The organism is Burkholderia ubonensis subsp. mesacidophila (assembly GCF_002097715.1).
In the GTDB taxonomy this organism is placed as follows: domain Bacteria; phylum Pseudomonadota; class Gammaproteobacteria; order Burkholderiales; family Burkholderiaceae; genus Burkholderia; species Burkholderia mesacidophila.
The window spans coordinates 2,254,865-2,271,233 of record NZ_CP020737.1; the positions used below are offsets into that span (position 1 = coordinate 2,254,865).

Sequence of the window (16,369 nt, forward strand, 5' to 3'; positions counted from 1 at the left end):
ATCGTGCGTCCCGGCATCAGCCGAGATGCGGATAGTCCGACAGCGTGAGCCGGAAGCCGTGCGCGTTCGCGACCAGCTGCGCCTGTGCGCCGAACGGCAGCGTCACCAGGTCCGGCACGTGACCGAACTGCAACCCCGTGATGACCGGGATGCCGATCACCGCGCGCACCTGCTCGATCATCGTCTGCATGTCGTAGCCATTGTCGTATTCGAACGGCCGCGCGCCGGTGAACTGGCCGAGCACGAGCGCCTGCTGGCGCGCGAGCAGCCCCGACAGGTGCAGCTGGTAGATCATCCGCTCGATGCGGAACGGCTGCTCGTTGACGTCCTCGACGAACAGGATGCCGCCCTCGATGTCGGGCATGTACGGCGTGCCGACGAGCGACGTGAGGATCGCGAGGTTGCCGCCCCACAGCGTGCCGGACACGTTGACGCTCTGCGCCTGCGGCGCGTCGGCCATGAGCGTCGTGGACGGCTGCGCGATCGTCCGCCAGAAGTGGCTCATCGTGAAGTCGCTGGGCGTCTGAGCGCCGAAATCAGCCGACAGCATCGGACCGCCGAACGTCTTGATCCGCGCCTTCGCATACAGCGCGAGCTGGATCGCGGTGAAGTCGCTGTGGCCGACCAGCGCGATCGGCTGGTCGCGCAGCCGGCGCTCGAGCCCGCGATAGTCGAGCCCGTGCAGGATGCGCGCGGCGCCGTAGCCGCCGCGCACCGCGAGCCCGATGTCGGGCAGCGGCCGCGCGGGATCGGCGAGCCGGTTCAGGTCCCCCGCCCGTTCGCCGTCGGTGCCGCCGAAACGCTGGTAGCGCCGCTGCGTCGCCTCGACGTTCTCGATGCGGTGCTGCGCGTCGCTCAGGCGCTCGAGCGCGCGATTGATCGCGTCGGGATCGTGCGGATAGCCGGACGGCGCCAGCAGGCGGATGGAATAGGATGCGGTGGGCGGAGCGGACATGGGCAGGACGTGTCGGTGATCAAACCAGCTTAGAGGGCCCGAACCGCGCCGGGTTCATCACGTGCCGGACGCGTCGTCGCGCGCGAGGCGCGCCTCGCGCAGCGCACGGCGACGCTCGGCGAAGAACGACTTCAGCGCCGCGCCGCACTCGTCGGCCAGCACGCCGCCGACGACCTCGGTGTGATGATTGAGCTGCGGATTCGCGAACGCGTCGATCACGCTGCCGCAAGCGCCCGTCTTCGGATCCGCCGCGCCGTACACGACGCGCGCGATCCGCGCGTGCATGATCGCGCCCGCGCACATCAGGCACGGCTCGAGCGTCACGTACAGCTCGCAGCCGGGCATCCGGTAGTTCTGCAGATGCTGGGCCGCCATCCGCAGCGCGGCCATTTCGGCGTGGGCCGACGGGTCGTGCCCGCCGATCGGGTGATTGAAGCCGCGCGCGATCACTTCGTCGCCGCGCACCAGCACCGCGCCCACCGGCACTTCGCCGGCCGCGCGCGCCTCTTCGGCGGCGGCCTGCGCGAGCCGCATGAAATGCGTGTCGCGCGCCGACACCGGCGCGGCGGCGGGTGCGGGAGAATCGGTCGTGGGTTCGGCAGGCGCGCCCGGCAGCACGTCGGGCGTCACATCGGCCCCGCTTCTGCAGGCCCGTCGTCGTCGAGCCCGCGCTCGCACAGGCGTTCGGCGATGCGGCGGCAGTATTCGCGGGGCACCGTCATCGGGCCGCCGCGCAGCGATTCGAGCGCCATGTCGAGCGCCAGCATCTTCGCCTGCAGCTGGCAACGCGCCGCGCGGTCGCTGACCGCGCGCAGTTCGTCCTGCAGGTTGCGCAGCGCGCGCAGTTGTTCGACGGCCGGCGGCACGAAGCCCGCATTCTTCAGGATACGGTTGGCCACCCGCACCTCCTCGGGTACGAGCAGGTCGTCGTCCAGCGCCTGCGGCGCGCCGGTACCCGGCAAATCGTCGAACGCGCCCCGCGCGGCGGCGGCGGCAATACGCTGTTCGACCAGGGCGTCAAGCAATCTCATTGGTCAATCGAAACAATGCGGCAGCCGAATTCTAGCAGGGTGACGCGCATGTGACAGGCCCTTCGAGAGAATGCTCGATATTGCATCGGCGACAGGATTGTGCTGCGTCGGCGCACGCGTCGTTCTTCCCCCATTTACAACGATGCGCGGCGTGCGGCATCGCATAATCGCACCGCATCGCCGCGCATTGCCCCGTCAGCGCCGCCGGAAGACGCGACCGCCCGCGCCGCCCGGCGGTCGGCGGTCGGACCAATGACTATTGACCGCCCTGGTAGAGCTGGTTCAAGCGTTCCAGTTCGCCCGACTTCTGCGCGCGCAGCAGTTCCTGCTTGACCTGCGCCCGTGTCAGGCCGGTCGGGCTGCCCGACTGCGTACCTGCGGCGGGCATGCTGCCCACCGACGTCGAGCTAATCGCGGCGTCGGACGGCGACGCCGGTGTGCTTCCCTCCTGCGCCCGGGCGAGCCCCATCGCACCCAGCACGCAGACTGCGGCCAACGCCGCCTTGAATACGGTCTTCATCGTGGCACCTCACATGAAGCAGCAATGCGATCTGTTCGACGCGGGCGGCGCTGATGTCCGCCGTCCGCGCGCTTCGACATCCGCCTCATTGCGATGCGCCGGCCGAGCCTGTCCATGGCCGTTGCCGACGCCATGCAGCCGCGCGCATTCGACAGGCCGGCCGGCGACCGGCTCGCGCGCCCGAGGCTTCGTCGATCTTTTCCAGCATTCCCCCTATGAATTCCCCCGGGTCAGCGCATCGGGATGCGCAAAACCGCTTCGCGGCCGCATCGCGCGTTTCGTGTCGTCCTGTTCGCACGTTTCGCCGCATCGCGAATCGAATCTTCCTGTCGTGCTCGCGTTGCTTCGGACTCCTCTCTCGCATCGCGCGCGACAGCGTGCGGCATCGGTCGTACGGCAGGAATGGGGCAATGATAGGGACCACGGGTGCGCTTGACGCCCCCTTGAAAGGGGGCAATTGCGCGAGTTGTCATCTTTTCCGCCTAAGCTCAACACATCGCGCACCGCGACGCTGTCGCGAGCAGGTCCGTCGTACGCTCGAGGGACGTCTTCATGTCTGACAAGCACGCCGCGCTTGCAGGTCACATTCGACGACTGTGTTCGCTGGGCGTCGAGCCGCGTCTCGTCATTCCTCACGTGATTGAAGCGGCACGGCACATCGTCGGCGCCGACTGGGGGATGTTCTTCTACGCGGACGACCGTCATGCGCTGACCGACGTGTACAGCGAAAACGACGCGGTCTACACGGTGCTTCCCGCCTACTTCGCGAACGTCCACAACACCCGGCAACAGGAAGTGCTCGGCGTCACCTTTTCCGACGCGATGCGTCGCGGACGCGGCTTCGACAACAGCGCGCGCTACGACAGCGCGCTATTGTCGAGCGCCATGTATGCGGACCTGTGGCGGCCGGTATCGATGCGGCACTGTCTCGAGCTGACCGCGACCGACGGCACGCGCGGCTGGGGCAGCCTGCAATTGTCCCGTTCACCGGGCAGCCCGCCGTTCTCCGAACGGGATCACCGCGACCTCGAACCGTTCGCGCGGCATCTCGCACATGCGCTGTCGCGTCCCGTGCAGCCGCCGCTGCATGAAGCGGAAGGCAGCCTGTCCGCGATCGTGGTCGTCGACGACGCCGGCCGGGTCCTGCTGCACAATGCGGACAGCATCCGGATGCTGGCGCTCGCGACCGGCGAGCCGCTCGCGTTCTATCGCCACGACCGCGTACCGGACTGGCTCGCGCCGCTGCTGACGAACGTCAGCCGGATCTGGCGAGGCCACCCCGCGCCGCCCGCCACGCTGGAGCGCCGCACCACCGCGGGCCGCTTCCGCTTCAAGGCGTATCGCTTCGCCGACGCCGGCGCGATGCGACGCGAATTCGCGATCGTGATCTACATCGAGCACTTCCCGCCGCTCGAACTGGAAATCGAGCGGCTCGGCTTCCGGCTCGGCCTCACCGAACGCCAGCGCGAGCTCTGCACGCAGCTCGTGCTCGGCCGCTCGCACAGCGAGATCGCGCGTTGCCTCGCGTTGCGCGACAGCACGGTCGTCGATCACGTCCGCAAGATCTATCGCAAGCTCGACGTCCACAACCACGACGAGCTGCGCAGCGTGTTTCGTCTCGGCGCGCAGGGGTAGCCGCGCGGCGCGCGCGTCACGCCGCCGCCGGCATCGAGCGATCCTTCGGAAACGGCCGGAACGTCAGCGCGATCAGGAACGCGCCGATCCCGATGCCGAACGACCCGACATAGAGCCAGCCGTAGCCGCCGAGCGCATCGAAGATCAGGCCGCCGGCGACCGGCCCCGCCGCCATCCCCAGGCTGCCGGCCATCGCACTGCCGCCGATCACGGTGCCCATCATCCGCAGCGGGAAGTTTTCGCGCGCAATGACCGGATACAAGGGCATCACGCCTGCGTAGACGAAACCGAACAGCGTCGCGACCGCATAGAACCCGCCAAGGCCGCGCACGAAGAAGTAGGCGAGCGCGCCGACCGCCTGGATCAGCAGGCCCGCCACCAGCATGCGTTTCGCGCCGGCGCGATCGCCCAGGATGCCGAACGCGATGCGGCCTCCCATGCCGGCCAGCCCTTCCACGCTGTAGATCGACACCGCGGCGATGAGCGGTATCCCGCAACTCGTCGCGTAGCTCACCGTATGGAAGATCGGGCCGGAGTGCGTCATGCAGCAGAAGAAGTTCGTCAGCGCCAGGATCATGAATTGCGGCGAACGCAGCGCCTGCCCGACGGACATCGCGGTGTGCCGCGCGTCCGCCGGCAACGCCGCGCCCTGCCCGCCGTCGAGCGCCGGGGCGCGGCGCACGAGGCACGCCGCCGGAATCATCAGGACAGCCGCCAGCGCGGCGATGATCTGCATCGACGTCCGCCAGCCGTGCACCGACACGAGCCACGCGGCCAGCGGGGACATCGTCATCGGCGCCATGCCCATGCCCGCGGACACGAGCGACACGGCGAGGCTGCGATGCGTGTCGAACCAGCCCGTCACGCACGCCATCACCGGCGCGAAGATCGCCGCCGTCGCACTGCCGACGAGCAGGCCGAAGCTCAGCTGAAACGCGGCCAGCGACGGCGCGCGGCTCGCGAGCGCGAGACTCGCGGCCAGCAGGACGGCCCCCGCCATCACCACGCCCCGCGGGCCCACGCGGTCCGACAGGCTGCCCCATGCGATGCTGGCGAGCGCCAGCGCGACGAAGCCGATCGTCATCGCGCTCGAGATGCCGGTCACCGACCATCCGGTGTCGCGCGCGATCGGCCTCAGGAATACCGGCAGCGAAAACATCGCGCCGATCGCGACGCAGCCCAGCAGGCCGCCCGCGGCGACGATCACCCAGCGGTAGCGAGAAGCGTGCATGTGGCATCTCCTTGTATCTGCGTCTATCCGCGATTTGACCCGGGTCTCGAGCACGGCCGGCGTCGACGTAGATACGACGAATGAGGTGCGCGCAAATCGACATGTCCGCCTGTTTTTTTTCGGCGCGTTCCGGTTCAACCGACCGCGCGGCATCGAAACCGACGAATGCCGGTCCGGAAGTTTTTTCAGTCGTCCAGGCGCGAATCGCGCCGGACGGCCTGCGGCGGCAGGCCAAATCCGCGCATGAAGGCTTCGCGCATGTGGCGGCGATCGCGAAAGCCGGTCTCCCTCGCGATGACGTCGAGCGGATGCCGGCTCTGCTCGACCATCAGCCGCGCGGCTTCCAGCCGCAGCCTTTCGATGGCCTTGGCCGGGGACTGTCCGGTTTCGAGCGTGAACACGCGGCTGAACTGGCGCGGGCTCAGATGCACCGTCTCGGCCAGTTCCTCCACCGTCAGCGGGCGGCCCAGATTCTGGCGCGCATAGTTCAGCGCATTCTGGATGCGGTCCGATTTCGGCGCGAGCTCCAGCATTTCGGAATGCTGAGACTGTCCGCCGGCCCGCCGCTGGTGCATGACCAGCTTGTGCGCGACCGAACGGGCCGCCTCCGCCCCCAGATCCTTTTCCACCATCGCGAGCGCGAGGTCGAGGCCGGCCGTCATGCCGGCGGACGTCCAGATCGGCCCGTCGACGATGTAGATCCGGTCTTCCTCGACGCGGATGTCCGGAAAGCGCTTCTGCATGTCGCGCCCGAACGCCCAATGCGTCGTGGCGCGCCGCTGCGCCAGCAGGCCCGCTTCCGCGAGCACGAATGCGCCGGTGCAGATCCCGGCGATGCGCCTCGCGCGATGGCCCGCCCGGCGCAGGTACGCAAGCAGCTTTCCCGGGGGCGGCGAATCGAGCGGATCATTGACCCCGGCGACGATCCACGTGTCCACGTCGAGCTTTCCGCGCAACGACCGCGTGCCCACCGCCACGCCGAGCGACGAGCGCACCTCGCCGCCGTCTACCGAGAAGTTCTCGAGCGCGTAGAACGCGTCGCCCGCCACCATGTTCGCGTACTCGAACACCGACTGCGGCGCGAGCGCCATGATCTGAAAACCGTCGCTGATCAGGAAGCCAATCCGGTGCATCTCCGTTCTCCCGTGTCGGTCAAAGCCGTCAAGCCATGTCCTGAATCATACCCATCTACGTCATTTCCGTCGCGCCGAATCGAAGCCAGAATGCACTCACGCATTCACCAACCCCTTCGGAACGGAGTGACATCATGGCTCAAGCACATCAAGGTACGGCCGTCGTGACCGGCGCGTCGACGGGTATCGGCGCGATCTATGCCGACCGGCTGGCACGCCGCGGCTACGACCTGATCCTGGTCGCGCGCAACCGCGACCGGCTGGCGGCCCTCGCCGAGCGCATCACGAACGACACGCGCCGCAGCGTGGAAATCATCGCCGCGGACCTCAACGACCGCGCGGCACTCGCCGGCGTCGAAGCCAAACTGAAACAGGACGCCAGCATCACGCTGCTGGTCAACAACGCGGGCGTGGGAACGCATACGCCGCTCCTCGACAGCGACGTCGATGCGATGACGCGGCTGATCGACCTGAACGTCACCGCCCTCACCCGCCTCACGTATGCGGCCGTCCCGGGCTTCGTCGCGCGCGGCAAGGGCGCCGTCATCAACATCTCGTCGATCGTCGCGATCTCGCCGGAAACGCTCAACGGCGTCTACGGCGGCAGCAAGGCGTTCGTGCTCGCCTTCAGCCAGTCGCTGCATCACGAGCTCGCCGACAAGGGCGTGCAGGTGCAGGCGGTGCTGCCCGGCGCGACCGCCACCGATTTCTGGGAGACCGGCGGCCTCCCGCTCGAGCACCTGCCCAAGGCGATCGTCATGTCGGCCTCCGACATGGTCGACGCCGCGCTGACGGGCTTCGACCGTCGCGAACTCGTGACGATCCCGTCGCTGCATGCCGGCGAAGAGTGGGACGCCTATGAAGCCGCGCGGCAAACGATGGCCCCGCATCTGTCGACCAACGCGCCCGCACCGCGCTACGCGACGGCGCGATAAATCGCGGCAATCGCCCCCGCACCCGATCCATCCTGACAAGGAACGCCGAACATGAAACTCAGCGGAAACACCCTCTTCATCACCGGCGGCACGTCGGGCATCGGTCGCGCGCTGGCGGAAGCCTTCAGCCGGCGCGGCAACAAGGTCATCGTTGCGGGCCGGCGCAAGGCGTTGCTCGACGAGATCTCGAAGCTGAATCCCGACATCGACACCGTCGAGCTCGACGTGAGCGACGCCGCGCGGATTCGCGAGGTCGCCAGCGAGTTGATCGAACGCTATCCGGCCTTGAACGTCGTGATCAACAACGCGGGCATCATGCCGTTCGACGACGCCGGCGGCCCACTCGACGACGATCAGGCCCTCCGTCTCGTCGACACGAACCTGCTCGGCCCCGTGCGCGTGAGCGCCGCCTTCGTCGAGCATCTGAAGCGGCAGCCCGAGGCGACCCTCATCAACAACAGCTCGGTGCTCGCCTATGTGCCGCTCGCGGCGACCGCGCTGTACTCGGCCACCAAGGCCGCGATCCACTCGTACACGCTGTCGCAGCGCTTCATGCTGCGCAACACGAGTGTCCGCGTTCTCGAGATCGCACCGCCGTGGGTCGACACGGATCTCGTTCTCAAGAGCGGCGACCCGCGTGCGATGCCGCTCGACGCGTTCATCGCCGAAACGATGACGCTGCTGGAAACCGCCACGACCGAGATCGTCGTCGACGCTGCCCGGCCGCTGCGCGATAACGCGGGGCCGAACGAGCATGCGTTCGTCGACCAGTTCAACCAGTTCATCGTCGACAACCCGATTCCTGTCGCATGACGGCTGCACGCGCGCGGCGCCTGCGCCGCGCGCGACCACGCTGATCGCCCCGGATATCGTGCGGATCGAGGACGGCACGCTCGCCGGGCATGGGGACGTGTTGCAGGATGCGTCGTGATGCCCGCGGTACACGGACTTCAGGTCGACTCGGCGCCATAGGCCCGCGTCAAACAGTACGATCAGGGTTTGTGCTGACGATGACGGTCCACCGGATTGATATATTAAAAAATGGGTTCAATTCCTGGGTAAAGCGCTCGCAGACAGTGATTTGTTTGGCGCGGAATTCCGAATGGCAATCGACACCTTACCGGCCGCCGTTGGTTAACGCGCACAGGCGGCCGCCAAACAGGGTGAGCGTCAGATGATCGATCCTCACGAGCGGTTCTGGGAAGATCTCCTCCTCCTTGTCGAGGAAAGCCGCGTCATCCCCGTGATCGGTCCTGACCTGGTGACGGTTTACGACGACGGCGTGGACCTCCCGATCGGTCGCTGGATTGCCAGGCGGCTACAGCAGGTGCTTGACCTGCCGGTCGCCGGGCTGCCGGAGCGCTTTCAGCTGAACGACGTCGTCTCCTTGCACTTGAGTACGGGCGGCGACCGCGAGGAACTGTATCCGAGAATCTTCAGCATCGTCCGGAACGCCGCGCTGAGCCCATGCGAATTGCTCAGCGATCTCGCCAGCATTTCCCGCTTCAATTTATACGTGTCGCTGACTTGCGATTCCCTGCTCGCGGATGCGCTGGCGGCAGCCCATCCGGGATCGCGCGCCGACCAGATCAGCTACGCGCCGAATGCCCTGCGGGACATGACCTGTTCGAAGGCCGAGCTGACGAGGCCCCTCGTCTTCCATTTGCTCGGGCGCGCATCCTGTTCCCCGGAATTCGTGATCTGCGACGAGGATCTGCTGGAGTTTGTCCATGCGATGCAGGACAAGCAGCGCCAGCCGGCGTTCCTGTTCGACGAATTGCGCCGCCATCACCTGCTGTTTCTCGGTTGTGGCTTTCAGGACTGGCTGACGCGCTTTTTCATTCGCGCGGTGCGGAGCGTCGAGCTTTCACAAAAGCGCAGGCGCTGGGAGGTCCTGGTCGACGACCGGATCCAGAACGAGGCGGATCTCACCTTCTTTCTCAAGAACTACAGCCATGAAACACGCGTGGTTCCCATTACGGCTCACGCCTTCGTGTCGGAACTGACGCGGCGTTGGCGCGAGCTCCACCCCGTCGACGCGCACGATCCACCGCAATCGTCCAGGATTCCTGACACCGTGCATGTGCCACAGGGCGCCATTTTCATCAGCTACGCCAGCGAAAACATCGGGGCCGCAGAACGCCTCGCGAGCGGACTCCAGGCTGCCGGGCTGGACGTCTGGTTCGACAAGGCCGCCCTGCACGCCGGCGACGATTGGGCGCACATGATCCGTCAAGGCGTCGAACGATGTTCATTGTTCGCGCCGGTCATATCGCATGAGGCGCTGAGCGAAAGAAACCATCGACGCTATTTCTGGCGGGAATGGAACTACGCGCACGATATCGCCAGCGGAATGTCGCGTGATGAGACATTCATCGTACCTATCGTGATCGACGACACGCGAATCGACGTCGCCGATGCGCTGCCCGACACGTTCAAGCGCTCGCAGGCCATGCGCCTTTCCGGCGGAACGCTGACATCCGAATCGGCCAATCGACTCGTCGAGCTGGTGCGCGATTTCCATCGCAGACAGCAGGCGACCTGACATGCTCGGCCCCGGACGCGAGGCGCTGACACCGGACAATCCGTGGCCCGGCCTGGATCCTTTTGACGAGGCGGATCGCGCCTACTTCTTCGGAAGGACCGTCGAGTCGCGCGAACTCTACCGCCTCGTTCAGCGCGAGAACCTGACCGTGTTGCTCGGCCGGTCGGGACTGGGCAAGACGTCACTGCTCAAAGCGGGGCTCTTTCCGCTGCTGCGAGATCACGACTACCTGCCCGTCTACGTGCGTCTGGATCATGCCGAGAATGCGCCGCCCCTCACCGAGCAGGTGTTTCGCACGCTACAGACGGAATGCGAGGCCTATCACGTGCACGCCACGCAACCGGTGGCCGACGAGAGCCTGTGGTCGTTCTTTCACCGGCGCGACGTCGAATTCTGGAGCGCACGCAATCGGCCGGTCACGCCCGTCATCGTGCTCGACCAGTTCGAGGAAATATTCACGTCAGGCCTGGATGCCGACGGGTCGCGAAATCGCCTGGCGCAGTTCGTCGCCTCGCTCGGCAACCTGGTCGAAAACCATCCGCCGGAGACGGTCGCGCAGGCACTGGAGGCGGATCCCTCGCATGCCGGCCGCTTCGAGTTCAAGCGGTCTCGCGCGAAACTCCTGCTGAGCTTTCGCGAGGACTTCCTCGCTGAAGTCGAGAGCTTGAAGGAGCAGATACCATCGCTCATGTACAACCGCTTTCGGCTGCTGGCGATGGACGGAGCGCAGGCGTATCGCGTCGTCACCGAAGCCGGCGGGCATCTCGTCAACGACGAAAGCGCGCGCAGCATCATTCGTCTGGCCTGGCAGAACAAGGCCACGCCCCCCGTCGATCGATCGGAATTCGAACGCATCGAAATCGACCCTGCCCTGCTCAGCGTGATGTGCAGCGAACTGAATCGCAAGCGGCGTGAAAGCCGTCCGCCGCGCGAGTCCATTACGTTTGACCTGATCGAACGCGCCGACGGCGAAATCCTCTCGGGATTCTATGCGCGCAGCATGGACGGCTGTGATCCGCACTTGCGGGCCTTCGTTGAAGACGAACTGATTACCGACCGCGGGTATCGCGACAGCTACGATTTCGACGACGCACTGGCTCGGCCCGGCGTGAGCGCGCAGGGCCTCGAACAATTGGTGCGCCGCCGCCTGTTGCGAATCGACGAGCGGCGCGACGTTCGCCGCATCGAGCTGACTCACGATGTGCTGACGCGCGTCGTCAAGGATAGCCGGGACAACCGTCGTGCAAGCGAAGCCGAGCAGGCAGCGCACGCACGTGAGCAAGCCGCCCTCGCCCAGCAGCGCGTCAACCGGCGCAACTCCTTCTTCGTGCTCGTCGGTGCGTTGTCCGCCGCCGCGCTGATTGTCGTCGCCGCCGTTTCCGTACGGCAAAGCTACGCGTTGCGCACGCGCACCCAACACGATGCGCTTATCGCCAGCGCCGACAAACTCGAAAACCGCCAGTACGACACTGCCTTGTTGCTGCACCTCGAGGCGCTGCGGATGTCGAACACTCGGCCTGATGCGATGGCTTTCATCCCGCGCTTCCTTCGCCAACCCGCTATTTCCGCGTATTTGCACGGTCATCGGAAGCCCGTATTCAGCGTTGCGTTCAGCGAGGACGGCAAGACGCTCGCCTCCGGCAGCTACGACGGCAGCGTCATGCTGTGGGACGTGGAACAGCACAAGCCGATTGCGAACATGACCGGGCATGGCGAGGAGGTTTACGGCGTTGCGTTCCGCCCGCACGCCAGGCAAGTGGCCTCCGCAAATGAGGATGGCACCGTGACGCTCTGGGACGTGGATAGCCGCAAATCCGTCGCCGTCTTTCGAGGACATCAAGGCACCGTCACCAGCGTCGCATTCAGCCCCGACGGCAAGTTGCTGGCTTCCGGCGGCGCGGACCGAACCATCATGATCTGGAGCGTGGAAAGCGGCAGGCCTGTTGCCACGCTTGACGGACACACGGACATGGTGACCGGCGTCACCTTCAGTCCGGATGGCACGCGGGTCGCATCGTCGAGCTGGGATGGAACGGTCGCCATCTGGGCGCTAAGCGACAACACGCGTCAGCGCAGTCTTCCGGTTCATATCGGCAAAGTGTTGAGCGTCGCATTCAGCCCGGACGGCAAGTACCTTGCGTTGTCGGGTGCGAATGGTTCCGTGGTCGTCTTGAATACCGACAGCTATGCGGGTGTGCGCTTCTTCGTCGGGCATACGGCAGCGGTTCACGCCGTTTCATTCAGCCCCGACGGCAGGCGAATCGTGTCCGCCGGCGCGGACCGGAGCCTGATCGTATGGGACATTCTGACCGGCGCACCCACCGCCACCCTGAAAGGGCATTCCGCAATGATCTTCTCGGCGGCGTTCAGCCCGGATGGACTACGGCTTGCGTCGTCCGGCGCCGACCAGTCGGTGATCTTGTGGGAATTGCCCGATACGCGATTCGCCGCGCCGCTGCAGGACCTCGACGGCCGGGTCATGAGCCTTGCATTCAGCGCCGACGGCAAGCATCTTGCGTCATCAGGCTCCGACAACGCCATCACCATTTGGGACGTCGAAACCCGAAAGCGGGTGGCAACGCTACCCCGTCTGCACAAGAACATGGTCAGCAGCATCGCCGTCAGTCCCGACGGGAAATGGCTCGCGTCAGGCAGTTGGGATGGCACGGTAGCGCTTTGGGACCTCGACCACGCAACACCGTTGAAGTCGTTCGATGCATCGAGTGGAAGGATTTCGGGCGTTGCGTTCAGTCATGATGGCCGGTTCGTCGCCGGAGCCGGCGAAAGCGCCGTCACGATCTGGGACGTCAACGCGCATCGTCCGCCCGCAACCTTGCCGATACAGGCCGGCCCTTACTTGTCCGTGGCGTTCAGCCCCGACGGTACGACACTGGCAATCGCGAGCGCGAAACACGGCGTGCTCCTGTGGGACATCAACAGCCATCGCCAGATCGCGAGACTCGAGAAGCATGGCGATGCCGTCTCGAGCGTCGCATTCAGCCGGGATGGCACCCGACTCGCGTCCTCGAGCTGGGACGGCACCGTGTGCCTGTGGAACACGACCGACAACACCCTGCTGGCAACGCTCGAAGCGCATTCCGAGCCGGTGCTCGGCGTTGCGTTCAGTCCGGACGGCACGCAACTGGCATCGGTCGGCTGGGACAAGAAGGTGATCGTCTGGGACCTGAACAGGGAAACACCCGTTGCGACCGTGCTGGAGGGCCACGACGAGCGGCTCCAGAGTGTTGCGTTCAGCCCGGATGGCATACACGTGGCCTCCGGAGGGCTTGACAGCAAGATCATGCTTTGGCGCGTCGACCCGGCGGCCGCTACTTCGGAAGCTTGCCGAATTGCCAATCGGAACTTGAGTTGCGACGAGTGGAAAAGATATGTGCGCACGGGCAGCTATCACAAGACCTGCGCATCACTGCCTGCTCCTGAGAAGTGCGATTAAATGCCTGGAATGACGCCATTATTTGGCCTACCTTAATACTGCGAAGCGCGCGGCACGTATGGGTCTCACTCTTCCGCGCCGCTTGCAGAATCAACAGAAATACCATGCATCCCACGACATTCCAGGTCTTCAAGCTGAAGCACTCCCTGAACGCGGAGCATCCATGCAACGTTTCGGTGATGCGGACGACCCCCGTCGACGGATTCTGATCCGCGCGCTTGCCGCCGGATTTTTCACCGCATCGACAGGTGCGGGCAATGCGATTGCCGCCGGCATTTTCGGCGGCAGGCCGGCCAAGCTCCCGCCGGGTCAATCGATATACAGCGTTGACGGCGCTTGCAAGATCAACGGCAAGCCGGCGACCGTCGACTCCCCTATCAGACCCGGAGATACGGTGGAGACCGGGCCTCGCAGCCAGCTCATCTTTGTCGTGGGCGAAACGTCGATGCTCCTGCGCAACGACAGCAACCTCGTGCTGTCCGCAACGGCTGGAGATCCGGCATCCGAAATCGTCGGCAGCATGAAGCTGCTCAACGGAAAGCTGCTTTCCGTGTTTGCTCCGGGGCGGCCGGTTCGGATCGAGACGCCCTCGGCATCAATCGGCATTCGCGGGACAGGGTTGTATCTCGAAGCCGACCCGGAACAAACGTATTTTTGTACCTGCTATGGCGCTACGAATGTCGCCGCAAAGGATGACCCGCAGAGCACGGACACGGTTGTGTCGACGCATCACAACAGACCGCTCTATATCCTTCCAGGCAACAAGAATCCGGGAAAGAGCATTCTTCCCGCGCCGTTCAAGAACCACACCGACCAGGAACTCGCGCTGATCGAAACGCTGGTGGGACGGGAATTGCCGCGATCCTTTCCGGCATTGCCGGATGCGCGGTATGGCGTGCCGTCGACGCGAAATTACACGCCGTGAAGCGGCCTTCAACGCCGAGGCGTGGGTGCAGACCACGCTACGGCCGCTATTTCTCGGGCGCGCCATTCATGATCCAATTGACAAGGAGATCGTAGGATTCGCGCCCAACGGGCATCGCGCTCGCCTGGGTCGGCGGCCCGGACAGGTCGAAACCGCTCTGAAGACCACCACCGTGGCCCTCGAGTCCAGCGGGCTTCTGCAACAACGGGCTCGCGTTGATGTCGGTAAAGTTGATGCGGCTGCGGATGTTCTGATACAGGCCGACAGGATCCTGGTAGTTGAGCGGGGGAATCAGCCCGGAAAGCGGGGGCAATCCATGACATGACAGACAGCGCGGGTTGGTCTGCGTGCCCTGCAGGACGGCGAGGATATCAGCCAGGCGGAGCTGGCTCGGATCAGTGACCCCGGAGCCGTTGACGCTGATTCTCAACTGCGCCGGCGCGCTTGTTGCCGTGCCGCGACTCACGACGAGCTGCAACACGTAAAGCCCTGTCCCACCCGGCGTAAAGATGGGTGAAGGACTGTTGGCATCGCTCAGCACTCCACCGGCCGGACCGCCGACAATGGTCCAGCGAAAAGTGTCCGCGAACCTGCTGTCCGCGGCGCTCAACCGGGTCGGGCCTGAATTGACCGCCCGGTCCGGCCCGGGATCGGCGATCGGCCGCCCGGGCTGCAGAACCGCACCACTTGCATCCCGTACGACCTGGGCGTTTGGCGGCGACTCGAGAAAACTGGCGAGCAATTCAGGTTCGCCCGACTTCCAGAAGTTGTCGTAGACGATCCTGGCCAGTGGCATCGTTCCGCGATCGATCACGTCGTGCTTGATCAGCTGCTGGTACGTCACGAAACCCTTGAAATCGTCGAAGTCGATTTCGTCGCTGACCTTGCTTCCGCGCAGCATGTGGCACGCACGACACGATTGCGCGACGACGTTGCGGTACAGCGCTCCCTGGCCCGCGTTTGACCAGGTCTGAGGAAGATACGAATCCAGATAGGTGGCGGCGGGCAAACCGTTGCCGCCGTATGCGTTCCGTATCAGCATGGCTGGCTTGCCCTGCCATTCGCTGGAGTTGGCCTGGCGATTGAACACCGGATAATCCGGGCAATTGGTTTGCCCGGCGGGCGCGCCCGCGGCCACCGGATAAGTGCATAGCACCAACTTGTTCATCGCCTTCAGGATTGCTTCGTAGTCCACACGCGTATGTCCCGACATGGTGGAAAAATCGAAGCTCCCTACTTCAAACGGCTGCAGCCGGGCCTGTGCGTCACCGTCGGCTTGGGACTGCGCGTACTGCACGTGACCGAACACGGGATTTCCGTTCATATCCCGTGTGAGCGCGTCGGCGCGTCCGCCATGGCACGAGAAGCAGACGGCAGGCATCGCCTTGCGGCCACGTCCATCCATATCGATCGTCAGCTGCCGCTGCCCGGTGACGGGATCGAAATTGTAGAACTTCGCAAACGGCACACCGCCGTTAGGACCCGGACTGAATTCAATGGCGTTGTAATGGATGCGCCAGCGCGCATCGCTCAGTACCGCAGCGTCCATGCTCAGGCTCGAGAAACCGTACGATCCGCCAGGACTGGTCAGGTAGTTCTCGACGAGAAATGCAATGCTCTGGCGAGCGGGATCGACCCGGGCAACCATACGGCGGCCGTAGCCGAGATCCCGAACGTCACCGAATACGGCGGTCATCTCCGTTCCCGTTCCGCTGCCGAAGCCGTTTGCCGCCTTCCACTTGTCCAACGTGTCCTTCGCGTTGGTCGGATCGATCGCCGCATAGTAAGCCTGGGCGTAGGCGTCGGTATTGGTCTGGAACGAACCGTCAGGCTGCACCTGCGGGTTCGGGAACAGGAGGAACATGTCGGCTCCCGTCGGCGCGGCAATGGGCGGAGCCGCCGGAGACACGTCGTTGCTGCTCCCGCCGCTGCACCCCGCCAGCAGGAGCGCCGCCACCGCGAACACCGCGCAACCGATGAGCCAATTTGAGCGCATGGCTATGTC

At 65.2% G+C, this 16,369-nt stretch carries 13 protein-coding genes; 6 read left to right on the forward strand and 7 right to left on the reverse strand.

Annotation, left to right across the window (positions count from 1 at the left end; genetic code table 11):
• Positions 1-16: 16 nt before the first annotated feature.
• The 4 genes from ldcA to B7P44_RS10585 all read right to left on the reverse strand — a co-directional run bounded on the left by ldcA (position 17) and on the right by B7P44_RS10585 (position 2,506).
• The gene (ldcA, locus tag B7P44_RS10570; protein ID WP_084903682.1) at positions 17-955 is read right to left on the reverse strand and encodes a muramoyltetrapeptide carboxypeptidase; all 939 of its coding nucleotides are present in this window, start codon (positions 953-955) and stop codon (positions 17-19) included.
• 57 nt (positions 956-1,012) lie between these two features.
• Complete coding sequence (gene tadA, locus B7P44_RS10575) at positions 1,013-1,585, reverse strand: tRNA adenosine(34) deaminase TadA (protein ID WP_084903684.1); 573 nt, start codon at positions 1,583-1,585, stop codon at positions 1,013-1,015.
• Positions 1,582-1,986 (reverse strand): DnaJ family domain-containing protein, encoded by a 405-nt coding sequence (locus tag B7P44_RS10580; RefSeq protein WP_084903687.1) that lies wholly within the window; start codon positions 1,984-1,986, stop codon positions 1,582-1,584. Before B7P44_RS10580 ends, tadA begins: the two co-directional genes overlap by 4 nt.
• Before the next feature lie 256 nt (positions 1,987-2,242).
• Positions 2,243-2,506: a DUF4148 domain-containing protein gene (locus tag B7P44_RS10585; protein ID WP_084903689.1), complete on the reverse strand. Its 264-nt coding sequence runs from the start codon at positions 2,504-2,506 to the stop codon at positions 2,243-2,245.
• Between the two features lie 552 nt (positions 2,507-3,058).
• Here B7P44_RS10585 and B7P44_RS10590 point away from each other — a divergent pair.
• The gene (locus tag B7P44_RS10590; RefSeq protein WP_084903691.1) at positions 3,059-4,141 is read left to right on the forward strand and encodes a helix-turn-helix transcriptional regulator; all 1,083 of its coding nucleotides are present in this window, start codon (positions 3,059-3,061) and stop codon (positions 4,139-4,141) included.
• 16 nt (positions 4,142-4,157) lie between these two features.
• Here B7P44_RS10590 and B7P44_RS10595 read toward each other — a convergent pair whose 3' ends face one another.
• On the reverse strand, positions 4,158-5,372 hold the full coding sequence (locus B7P44_RS10595) for an MFS transporter (RefSeq protein WP_084903693.1): 1,215 nt from the start codon (positions 5,370-5,372) through the stop codon (positions 4,158-4,160).
• Positions 5,373-5,557: 185 nt separating this feature from the next.
• Positions 5,558-6,505: a GlxA family transcriptional regulator gene (locus B7P44_RS10600; protein WP_084903695.1), complete on the reverse strand. Its 948-nt coding sequence runs from the start codon at positions 6,503-6,505 to the stop codon at positions 5,558-5,560.
• A gap of 134 nt (positions 6,506-6,639) precedes the next feature.
• Between B7P44_RS10600 and B7P44_RS10605 the strand changes: the two genes are divergently transcribed.
• The 5 genes from B7P44_RS10605 (at position 6,640) to B7P44_RS10625 (ending at position 14,364) form a co-directional block, all read left to right on the forward strand.
• Positions 6,640-7,440 (forward strand): SDR family NAD(P)-dependent oxidoreductase, encoded by an 801-nt coding sequence (locus B7P44_RS10605; RefSeq protein WP_084903698.1) that lies wholly within the window; start codon positions 6,640-6,642, stop codon positions 7,438-7,440.
• A 51-nt stretch (positions 7,441-7,491) separates the two neighbouring features.
• A complete protein-coding gene (locus B7P44_RS10610; RefSeq protein ID WP_084903701.1) occupies positions 7,492-8,253 on the forward strand; it encodes an SDR family oxidoreductase in 762 nt (253 codons plus the stop codon).
• 361 nt (positions 8,254-8,614) lie between these two features.
• Positions 8,615-9,985, forward strand: coding sequence for a toll/interleukin-1 receptor domain-containing protein (locus tag B7P44_RS10615; protein WP_084903705.1), 1,371 nt, complete (start codon positions 8,615-8,617; stop codon positions 9,983-9,985).
• 1 nt (position 9,986) lies between these two features.
• Positions 9,987-13,439 (forward strand): WD40 repeat domain-containing protein, encoded by a 3,453-nt coding sequence (locus B7P44_RS10620; RefSeq protein ID WP_084903707.1) that lies wholly within the window; start codon positions 9,987-9,989, stop codon positions 13,437-13,439.
• Positions 13,440-13,602: 163 nt separating this feature from the next.
• Positions 13,603-14,364, forward strand: a complete 762-nt coding sequence (locus tag B7P44_RS10625; RefSeq protein WP_133118132.1) for a FecR family protein — start codon at positions 13,603-13,605, stop codon at positions 14,362-14,364.
• A 46-nt stretch (positions 14,365-14,410) separates the two neighbouring features.
• On the opposite strand, the gene B7P44_RS10630 is transcribed toward B7P44_RS10625, so the two are convergent.
• Positions 14,411-16,360 (reverse strand): hypothetical protein, encoded by a 1,950-nt coding sequence (locus B7P44_RS10630; protein WP_084903710.1) that lies wholly within the window; start codon positions 16,358-16,360, stop codon positions 14,411-14,413.
• Between the last annotated feature and the right edge of the window lie 9 nt (positions 16,361-16,369).

Bases quoted from the DNA above. Each gene is read 5' to 3' on its own strand.
- ldcA (WP_084903682.1), bottom strand. From the start codon at position 955: ATGTCCGCTCCGCCCACCGCATCCTATTCCATCCGCCTGCTGGCGCCG.
- B7P44_RS10580 (WP_084903687.1), bottom strand. From the start codon at position 1,986: ATGAGATTGCTTGACGCCCTGGTCGAACAGCGTATTGCCGCCGCCGCC.
- B7P44_RS10585 (WP_084903689.1), bottom strand. From the start codon at position 2,506: ATGAAGACCGTATTCAAGGCGGCGTTGGCCGCAGTCTGCGTGCTGGGT.
- B7P44_RS10590 (WP_084903691.1), top strand. From the start codon at position 3,059: ATGTCTGACAAGCACGCCGCGCTTGCAGGTCACATTCGACGACTGTGT.
- B7P44_RS10595 (WP_084903693.1), bottom strand. From the start codon at position 5,372: ATGCACGCTTCTCGCTACCGCTGGGTGATCGTCGCCGCGGGCGGCCTG.
- B7P44_RS10600 (WP_084903695.1), bottom strand. From the start codon at position 6,505: ATGCACCGGATTGGCTTCCTGATCAGCGACGGTTTTCAGATCATGGCG.
- B7P44_RS10605 (WP_084903698.1), top strand. From the start codon at position 6,640: ATGGCTCAAGCACATCAAGGTACGGCCGTCGTGACCGGCGCGTCGACG.
- B7P44_RS10610 (WP_084903701.1), top strand. From the start codon at position 7,492: ATGAAACTCAGCGGAAACACCCTCTTCATCACCGGCGGCACGTCGGGC.
- B7P44_RS10615 (WP_084903705.1), top strand. From the start codon at position 8,615: ATGATCGATCCTCACGAGCGGTTCTGGGAAGATCTCCTCCTCCTTGTC.
- B7P44_RS10620 (WP_084903707.1), top strand. From the start codon at position 9,987: ATGCTCGGCCCCGGACGCGAGGCGCTGACACCGGACAATCCGTGGCCC.
- B7P44_RS10625 (WP_133118132.1), top strand. From the start codon at position 13,603: ATGCAACGTTTCGGTGATGCGGACGACCCCCGTCGACGGATTCTGATC.
- B7P44_RS10630 (WP_084903710.1), bottom strand. From the start codon at position 16,360: ATGCGCTCAAATTGGCTCATCGGTTGCGCGGTGTTCGCGGTGGCGGCG.